This is a genomic window from Bradyrhizobium erythrophlei, from assembly GCF_042430365.1.
GTDB lineage: Bacteria > Pseudomonadota > Alphaproteobacteria > Rhizobiales > Xanthobacteraceae > Bradyrhizobium > Bradyrhizobium erythrophlei.
The window spans coordinates 1-7,311 of sequence record NZ_JBHMET010000141.1 but is presented as its reverse complement, the minus strand read 5'-3'; the positions used below and the strand labels follow the sequence as shown (position 1 = coordinate 7,311).

Genomic DNA, 7,311 nt, shown 5'->3' with positions numbered 1-7,311 from the left:
GCGCCAGCCATCGGCTACACTTCCTTGCCGAGCTACCAAAACAATCACATCCTCTGAGGATGACCCGGAGGCGTCCAGGAGATTACTGTGAAAAGACTCGGGCGATCTGCGTTACCGCTACCTCGGTACACCCTCCGCAAACGTCTCGGCGACGGCAGCTTCGGCTATTTTTTCAACATCCCGACGTGGGCACGCAAGCGGGGTTGCTCGATCGCAAACGAAGCCCTTGGCACCGACTACGAACGCGCGGTCACGCGCGCAGAGCAGATTCTGCTCCCCGCTTTTGATAGTTGGCGCACCGGTGGTGAGGACGCAAATCCGATCGGCATTGGCGTGGTAGTCGGCACGCTGGATTGGATGTTTCACCTGTACCGTCAAACCTGGTCTCAGAAAACTGCCAAGCGGCTTCGGCCTCTAAGCCCAGGCCAATGCCGTGTTCATGAGACGGGCATCAAGATGATCTGCGAGTACATCTTGCAAGACGGCAGACGATTAGGAACGAGACGTGTCTCGAGTATTGATACAGCGTTCGTCGATCAACTCTTCGAGAAGCTCCTCTTCAAAGTGGTGAAAGGTAGAAGGATCGAACGCCGAACGACGGTCAATCACGCGATGAAAACCGCGCGCACAGCCTGGAACACCATTTCCCGAGCGCATCCGGGTTTGTTTCCGCCGCGGAATCCCTTCGAGAGAATGGGCCTGCAATCGAGCTCGCGCGAAACACCGCATGCCGCTTTTCCGGAGCTCGTTGTGTTTCGCGCGAAAGCAATCGAGATGGGATACCCCTCGCTTGCCACTGGAGCATTGATTGGCTGGGAATTGCTTCAGCGCGAAGCGCATATCTTTATACGCTTCATGGTCGATCATTACCGACCTCCGAGCAGACCGGACCACGTCTACGTGATCAACTACAAAACCAGCCGTGGTTCTTGGGAGCCGTTGTTCGATGCCAAGGGTAAAGCGCTCTATCCGTTGCTGATGGCCGAACTCGACGCCATCAAGGAGCTGCGTCCTGCTGGAGGGCTCATGCTACGGCGCGACGGCAGCAGCTTGCCATGGTTCGGCAAGGGAGAAATGCTGACCCAGGTCCAACGTGTAACGAAGAAGATCATTCTTGCCGCTGGTTTGCGGTCCGAGCTGACATTTACGTCTTTTGGTCGTCACGGCGGGACGACCGAGGCGAGTGCATCCGGCCTGACGGAAACTCAGTTGATGAAGAAGGGCCAATGGTCGTCGACGAAAGCGATGGCGAACTATCTGCACGACGATGAAGAGGCGAAGCAGGATGCGCAAATAAAACGCATCAAGCGCCGCGCAAGACAAGCGAAGGGAAGGTGAACGTTTGTCAGAATGAGAATGCGCGACTTGTCAGAATGAAAAGTCCTTGACGCGCTAAGTCATTGAAAACATTGGAGCGGGTGAAGGGAATCGAACCCTCGTATTCAGCTTGGAAGGCTGCTGCTCTACCATTGAGCTACACCCGCATGCGCGATCACCTAACACGGCCGGGCGGCGGCCTCAACCCGTCCGGCCCGCGTCTTTATTCCCAGCACGCGGGCCGATTTGCGCGCAATGCCGCCCTCGTTCCCGCATCCGCCCGCCCGCGCGCAGCCTTAACAGCGGCGGACTTGCTGCCTATATTGAGGCCTCCATCAACAATGAAAGGAGGTGATCCAGTGTCTTATCTCAAGCGCTGTCACCTCGCTGGGATCGCCCGCTAGGCTTTGACCATTGAGCCTGGCATCGGGGCGCTCTCAGCCCTGGACCAGCGAGACAACAAATCGGGCGCGACGGGAGCACATCCCGCCGCGCCATTTGCTTGTAGAGCACACGCGATTCGCAGGGCCCGGGCTTTCAGGGATTCGGGATGGCGGTCACCGCGCGATCGATCAGAAGCCGAACAACCGCAGCCAGCGCGGACGCTTGCGCTTGGTCTCGATGATGCGCTCGCCGCCGTTGAGAGCCGAACTGCCGTAGTAGCGGTGATGGCCAGAGACGTCGTGCCAGCCGCCGGCCAGCGATGCGGGCATCCGTTCGGCATCGCAGATGATCGTGACTTGCTTGCGTGACATCACCCTCTCCGTGACTTGCGCAGTTCCCGCGTTCTGTCCATCAGTCGTGCAACCAGAGCGGCACGTTCAAGCCGACCGGCGCATATCGTGTTTCCGGACGGTTTCGCGGACGCCCCCTGCCGTGACACAAAGGACGCCATCCGATTCGCCAAAACGGAATGTCGGCCCGGGCGACGCGAAGACGTCCTTTGGCTGGTCACGCCGAACACAGGGAGAGATTTGATGCTTTATGCCATCCTGGCCTACCACGTCGAAGCCGATGTCAAGTCATGGACCGCGGAGGAGGACGCGTCGGTGATGACCGGCCTGCGGCAGGTGCACGAGAAGTTGAAGGGCCGGCTCGGTCCCGCCGCGCGGCTCGGCGATACCCGCAACGCGCGCACCCTGCGCGGCCCCGGCCACGGGATGGTGATCGACGGCCCGTTCGCCGAAACCAAGGAGCAGCTGCTCGGGTTCTACGTGATCGATTGCGCCGATGAGGACGCCGCGCTCGAGGCCGCGCGCGATCTGCGCCGCGCCAACCCGACGGCGGTCTACGAAATCCGCGCGGTCAGGCTCTATCTGCCGAACGCGCCGTTTCCGGAGACGGCGGGCCCGAGCGACGCGTGAGCTGCGCAAAGTGGCGGCCTCCGTCAGCGGCGTCGAAGTGAAGACCGGCTAGCGGCCGCTGGAACGGCTCGGCAGCTTCGGCAATCTGCTGAGGTCGAATTTCGGCTCCGGCCCCTTCGCTTGCGGCGCCGGTTGCACCTGGTGGCTCGGGATCAACGTGGCCTCGAATTTGACGCCCGGCACCTGATCGGCGGTTCCCGAACACGTCGCGATCGTGCCGCTCGACGTGCCCTCGAGCCGCAGCACGAGGTCATCGATGCCGAACACGGTCGCGTGGCCCTCGCTGTGCCGCTTTGTGGTGACGACACAGGAAAACCGGTCGCCCGCGACCTCGTAGGTGCCGCTGTAGAGCATGATGCTGTCGCGGCCCCAGAGCTTGCCGTCGGCGAAATGGACGATGCCCGTGCCGTCGCCCAGCGGCGTCCTGAATCAGGCCGCGTAGGTTCCGTCCTTGAGCATGGAGCACCCTCCAATCACTCGCGTTTGGCCGCGGATGATCTGGGCACCGTTGCGTTAACGAGCCGTGAAGAACGGCGGCCGCAAGACTGCGGGGCAATTCTGGTTTCGCTGCCGCATCAACGGCATGCGCAATGCGCTAACGCGATCACGTCAAGATGATCGCGGAACAGCACGCAGCGTCGTGGACGCTTACTGCCCGTCGATCTGCCGTCCCATGATCGCGATCGCCTTCTGGTAGACCTGAGCGGCGTTCCACGCCTCGATCGCGGCAAAATTCGGCTCGCCCGGCTGGTAGCCGGCGCCGGCACGCCAGCCGTGCGCGCGCAGGAAGTTCGCGGTCGAACTCAGCGCGTTCGCGGCGACGTCGAGATTGCCGGTGCCGTAGGCCAGGATGTTGTTCGGCATGAACTGGGTCTGGCCGACCTCGCCATGCATCGAGCCGCGCGTCGATGCCGACAGCGCGCCGCGGTCGATCAGCTTCAGCGCGGCATAGAGCTGCTCGGTGAAGAACTCCGGCCGCCGGCAGTCATAGGCGAGCGTTGCGATCGACGACAGCATGTTCTGGTTGCCGCGCTGGCTGCCGAACCCGGTCTCCATGCCCCAGATCGCGATCAGCGGGCCCGGCGGCACGCCATAGCGCTGCTGGATCGAGGCGAACAGCGCCGCCTGCGACTGCTTGAGCGAACGGCCGCGCGCCACGATGGTGGACGCGCCGCGCTTGGCCATGAACTGCTCAAGCGACAGGCCGAAACTGCGCTGGCTGCGGTCGGCGGCGATCGTCGCGCTGGCATAGTTCGCCTGCATCAACGCACCGACTCCAGTGGATCCGACGCCCTTGGCTCCGGCCTCCGCGGCGAACTGCTGCTTCCAGCTCTCGAACCCGCCCGGACCGTTGCCGCACTGCGCCGCGTTTGCTTTTGCGCCCAGCGTTGCAACGATCACGATAGCGGCGAGCGCCGCGGTCGCAAGCTGCCTGCCCGTGGTCATCCGAAACCTCCTCCGCAATGTGCCTTCGCCCCTACGGCGCAGCGCTGACGATGTCCCGGCGCAGATGACCGCGCGATGAACGACCGGCGGACGCCTGCCCCGAATCGTCACGATATGTCGTGACTGCCGGATTGACCATCCCGGTGACCTCCACCACCGCCGAGGCATTCGGTGCCACAATATTGGAAGCACCCAAGGCGGTGCCGACCGGCCGAAACATGCTGGTGCGGCATCCTGACCAGACACGCGTCGAATATGTCGAGCATCGCGACAAGCATCCGGCGGACATGCTGCCTTGAGCAAGGCGACCAACGCGCGTTGATAACCAGGCCGCACGCGGCGCTCTATTCAAGATATCAAACAGCGATGAGGATGCGCGCCCGCGTTCTCGCGGCATGAATTGCCCGAGCCTTGCATCTCGTTCCGCCCTCCTCTCTCAGCAGAGGGCGCAGGGAAAGCCGGGTGCCGATCGCACCCGTGGGTCCCGTGCAACAAAAAGCACGGGAGGTAGGACCACAGGTGAAACCGGAAGCACGCCGGCTTTCCCTGCGCGATGGTTTTACGGCTTCTTTCGTGCTCTCCCCGGCGAGACCGGGCTTTGTTGTCACCGTCGTCCGCAAGACGCGTTAGCCTCTTGCGAAGAGACACCTGCCACTGGGGCGTCAGGACCACACGACTTCACCGTCCGCCTTGCGCGTGCTCGTCAGTCGCGCGCTCCGCGTCCACCGCATCTCACCGCAACACTCGTGACGATCGCGAAGCGCCCCTCAAGCGGGTGAGACGGGCGAACTCATACACCGATTTTGAGTTCCGAAAAACCGAAATATTTTTCGCACAGGGGCTTGCGCCGTCAGGCAAATCAGTGCCAAGGCGGCCTGCTACGGCACGTCGCCCCTCCTGATCGGACCGACGCTTTGCGGCCGGTTGAGGAAGAACTCGCGATTGCCGAGCGCGGCCTCTGCGTACTGATCGATCGTCACGATGATCGCCTGAACGTGCTGGAAGCACCAACCTTCACGCGTCGCCCGGTGCCGGACCTCGGCCAGCGCCTTGATCCAGGGCGAGTGTTCATGGCTGTCGTCGAAGTACCGAAGTGGCTCTGTCATGTTTCCTCCGGCTGATCTCGTCTTCCAGCTGCGCGCGCTTGCGCAACAGCAGGAGCTGCGCGGACGCGCTGTCGCCTCCGGCCTGCTTGAGCTGATCCACGGTCGAGCCCAGCTCGCGTAGCTGCGCGCGAAGCCTCAGCACGCCAGCGTCATCGCGCACGTTGTTCGCCAAAGACCAAGCGACGGTTGGCGAGAGGCACGACAACCGGCTTCTGCGCCCGAGGCTGATGCGGCGCGAAGCTCACCAGGATCGGCTCGCGGTCGCCCAGCACGGTCCGCTCCTCGACCAGGCGGCTCATGACAAGGCGCATCTTCAGGATATCCTCGGCCACGAACGCGCAATCCTCATCCCGCTTGATCTGCTCGCGCATGATGGCTTCGGCCTCCAGCATGCTGATCCTCAAGGCCCTGATCTGTCTACGAATTTCGTTGATGCGGTTGTCCATGGCGGTCTCTCCTCCGGGAACGGCACCATAGGAACAAATCATGAACATTTAGTCAATCAGCCAGAGGCTGAATTTCGTCTCCGGCACGCGAGGGACGAGCGTGCGCGGCGGATCCCGGGCTGCTCGCTTGATCTCTCCGGTTGAAGACTTCGGCGCGTTCACTGCGCCTGCCCGAGGGTCGGCGACGCGGTGCCGGACGCAATCGAAGCATGCTGGTGCGACATCCTGACCAGACATGCGTCTGATATGTCGAGCGCCGCGACGAGCATCCGGCGGACGTGCTGCGGTAGATTGATTGAGCGCGGTACCTCGGGGACGCGCGCCGTGTCGTCAGTCCGTCTTCGCTTTCGTTGGCACTCAAGCTACGCCGGACACGATCCGCCCGGACGGCCGTACGTGCGAAGAAGGCGCTGCCGAGCCGGCTCAGCAAGACGAGCTATTGGCTTCTAAAAGCAGCTTTAGGCGCACTGCAATTTCTTCCGCAGAAAGCGCATCCGTAAAGTGAGAAACAAATCGGCCGCGGGGGTCCATAACATAGGTTACCGCGGTGTGCGGAACCGCGTACTCGCCGTCCCCGGCGGGATCATCTACTCTTTGCGCAAAGACACGGAATGCTTTCTTGGCACGATCAACTTGCTCTCGCGAGCCGGTCAGCCCGGTAAAGCGCGGATATGATTGCAGGAATGATCGCATGGCGTCCGGCGTGTCGCGTTCCGGATCGACGGTGACATAGATCGGTCGCATTCGGTCGGCGAGTGGACCAAGCGAATCCAGCACGGCAGACAGCTTCGCAAGCGCACGCGGACACACCACGCGGCAATGGGTGAAACCAAAGAAGATCAGAACATAATGGCCGCGATACGTTTCGTCAGAGACGTTGCGACCATCGTGGTCAATCAGGCAAAACGAGCCGCCGATCTGCGTCAGCGGCGAAGTTTCGACGCTCGTCATCTGAAGTTCTTTTCGCCAGGTCCAAAACTCATTGCGCACAAATGTGCAAAAGCCTCCGGACAGTGAAGCAGGACGTCGCCACCGTCGATTTCAACTCGAACGGCCCCCGCAATATTCACGTCGGTTGCCGAGCCGTGTGCGATTTCCACCCCATCACAGGCCAGCGACCACGGACCGCGAGCCAGCGCCTTTGCGATTCGCACTATACCGCTACCGCGAATATCGCGCCGGCGCTCGACGGCAAAGTTTAGCCTATTGTTCTTTGAATCAAATATCGCACGGCTAATATCGACATCCGATCCGACAGCGACGATGGCCGGCTCTTCAAAGTGCGTCGGCTCCCAAGGCTCATTATACAGATGCCAAAGCCCGTCCGGGATATTGAGCCGAGCGTACCCAACAGCACGTTTCCAGACATCGGTTCGACCAACGTCCGGATACCGTCTGCATTCTCGACCATATCGTTACGTGGATAGTACAATCCACCGTCGAGCCAGGTCGGAGCCATATAGCGATCGGCGTGCGCCAGCAGGCCCCGTAGCGTTTCGGCATCTCCCATTTCGGACGCCCATGCAGTGACCCAACCGAAATCGCAATCGTCGGTGATGATACGCTGACCCCTGACTTCCGGCCGTACCGGCACATTGATCGAAAGCGCGCCATCGTCGCCGGATTTCAGAA

Annotated in this window: 11 protein-coding genes and 1 tRNA gene; 4 read left to right on the top strand and 8 right to left on the bottom strand. The window is 61.8% G+C overall.

Annotation, left to right across the window (positions count from 1 at the left end; genetic code table 11):
- The first annotated feature begins 87 nt into the window (after positions 1-87).
- On the top strand, positions 88-1,338 hold the full coding sequence (locus ACFFWD_RS21130; protein ID WP_376968417.1) for a site-specific integrase: 1,251 nt from the start codon (positions 88-90) through the stop codon (positions 1,336-1,338).
- A gap of 72 nt (positions 1,339-1,410) precedes the next feature.
- Here the strand turns inward: ACFFWD_RS21130 and ACFFWD_RS21125 are convergent.
- Positions 1,411-1,484, bottom strand: a tRNA-Gly gene (locus tag ACFFWD_RS21125).
- A 405-nt stretch (positions 1,485-1,889) separates the two neighbouring features.
- Positions 1,890-2,072: a hypothetical protein gene (locus ACFFWD_RS21120; protein ID WP_376968416.1), complete on the bottom strand. Its 183-nt coding sequence runs from the start codon at positions 2,070-2,072 to the stop codon at positions 1,890-1,892.
- Positions 2,073-2,294: 222 nt separating this feature from the next.
- On the opposite strand from ACFFWD_RS21120, the gene ACFFWD_RS21115 reads away from it, so the two are divergent.
- Positions 2,295-2,681, top strand: coding sequence for a YciI family protein (locus ACFFWD_RS21115; RefSeq protein ID WP_376968415.1), 387 nt, complete (start codon positions 2,295-2,297; stop codon positions 2,679-2,681).
- 48 nt (positions 2,682-2,729) lie between these two features.
- Here ACFFWD_RS21115 and ACFFWD_RS21110 read toward each other — a convergent pair whose 3' ends face one another.
- Together ACFFWD_RS21110 and ACFFWD_RS21105 are read right to left on the bottom strand one after the other, a co-directional pair.
- A complete protein-coding gene (locus ACFFWD_RS21110; RefSeq protein ID WP_376968418.1) occupies positions 2,730-3,098 on the bottom strand; it encodes a hypothetical protein in 369 nt (122 codons plus the stop codon).
- 231 nt (positions 3,099-3,329) lie between these two features.
- Positions 3,330-4,127, bottom strand: coding sequence for a lytic murein transglycosylase (locus ACFFWD_RS21105; protein WP_376968414.1), 798 nt, complete (start codon positions 4,125-4,127; stop codon positions 3,330-3,332).
- Between the two features lie 119 nt (positions 4,128-4,246).
- On the opposite strand from ACFFWD_RS21105, the gene ACFFWD_RS21100 reads away from it, so the two are divergent.
- The gene (locus ACFFWD_RS21100; RefSeq protein ID WP_376968413.1) at positions 4,247-4,426 is read left to right on the top strand and encodes a hypothetical protein; all 180 of its coding nucleotides are present in this window, start codon (positions 4,247-4,249) and stop codon (positions 4,424-4,426) included.
- 579 nt (positions 4,427-5,005) lie between these two features.
- Here ACFFWD_RS21100 and ACFFWD_RS21095 read toward each other — a convergent pair.
- Positions 5,006-5,233, bottom strand: coding sequence for a hypothetical protein (locus ACFFWD_RS21095; RefSeq protein ID WP_376968412.1), 228 nt, complete (start codon positions 5,231-5,233; stop codon positions 5,006-5,008).
- Between ACFFWD_RS21095 and ACFFWD_RS21090 the strand changes: the two genes are divergently transcribed.
- Entirely contained in the window at positions 5,232-5,354 is a 123-nt protein-coding gene (locus ACFFWD_RS21090; RefSeq protein ID WP_376968411.1) for a hypothetical protein, read from the top strand. The genes ACFFWD_RS21095 and ACFFWD_RS21090 overlap by 2 nt on opposite strands.
- A gap of 28 nt (positions 5,355-5,382) precedes the next feature.
- Here the strand turns inward: ACFFWD_RS21090 and ACFFWD_RS21085 are convergent, their stop codons facing one another.
- The 3 genes from ACFFWD_RS21085 to ACFFWD_RS21075 form a co-directional block, all read right to left on the bottom strand.
- On the bottom strand, positions 5,383-5,679 hold the full coding sequence (locus ACFFWD_RS21085; protein WP_376968410.1) for a hypothetical protein: 297 nt from the start codon (positions 5,677-5,679) through the stop codon (positions 5,383-5,385).
- A gap of 423 nt (positions 5,680-6,102) precedes the next feature.
- Positions 6,103-6,630, bottom strand: coding sequence for an SCO family protein (locus ACFFWD_RS21080; protein WP_376968409.1), 528 nt, complete (start codon positions 6,628-6,630; stop codon positions 6,103-6,105).
- A gap of 247 nt (positions 6,631-6,877) precedes the next feature.
- On the bottom strand, positions 6,878-7,311 hold a 434-nt coding region (locus tag ACFFWD_RS21075), incomplete at its 5' end, for a linalool dehydratase/isomerase domain-containing protein (RefSeq protein ID WP_446680522.1).